Source organism: Verminephrobacter aporrectodeae subsp. tuberculatae At4, assembly GCF_000193225.1.
In the GTDB taxonomy this organism is placed as follows: Bacteria; Pseudomonadota; Gammaproteobacteria; order Burkholderiales; family Burkholderiaceae_C; genus Acidovorax; species Acidovorax aporrectodeae.
This window is the reverse complement of record NZ_AFAL01000791.1, coordinates 1-572: the sequence shown is the minus strand read 5'-3', so window position 1 is coordinate 572 and position 572 is coordinate 1. Positions and strand designations below refer to the sequence as shown.

Sequence of the window (572 nt, the reverse complement as noted above, 5' to 3'; positions counted from 1 at the left end):
CAGCGGACCACCCGCCTTGGGGCCGGTGCCCGAAAGGCCCTCGCCGCCAAAGGGCTGTACGCCGACCACCGCGCCCACCATGTTGCGGTTCACGTAGATATTGCCCGCGTGCGCGCGCTGCACCACGCGGGCAATGGTCTCGTCGATGCGCGTGTGCAGGCCCTGCGTGAGGCCGTAGCCGGTGGCGTTGATCTGCGCGAGCAGTGCGTCCAGGTCCTTGCGCGCGTAGCGCAGCAGGTGCAGCACGGGGCCGAAGACCTCGCGCTGCAGCTCGCCGATATGCTCGATTTCGATCAGCGTGGGCGCAACGAAGCTGCCCCGGGCGCTGTCCTGCGCGCCGCTGCGGCAGGGCTGGAACACGCGGCGGCCCCGGGCCTGCATGGCCTCGATATGCGCCACGATGCCGGCCTGCGCCTCGGCGTCGATGACCGGGCCGATGTCCACCTGCAGCGCGCCGGGGTTTCCCATGCGCAGCTCGTCCATGGCGCCGCGCAGCATCTCCAGCACGCGCCCGGCGGCCTCCTCCTGCACGCACAGCACGCGCAGCGCGGAGCAGCGCTGGCCCGCGCTGT

General features: G+C 72.0%; 1 protein-coding gene. It reads right to left on the bottom strand.

What is annotated here, in order from left to right; all coding sequences use genetic code 11:
- Positions 1-572 (bottom strand): aldehyde dehydrogenase family protein (locus VTU_RS29355; RefSeq protein ID WP_010108708.1); only part of this gene is annotated, 572 nt, incomplete at both ends.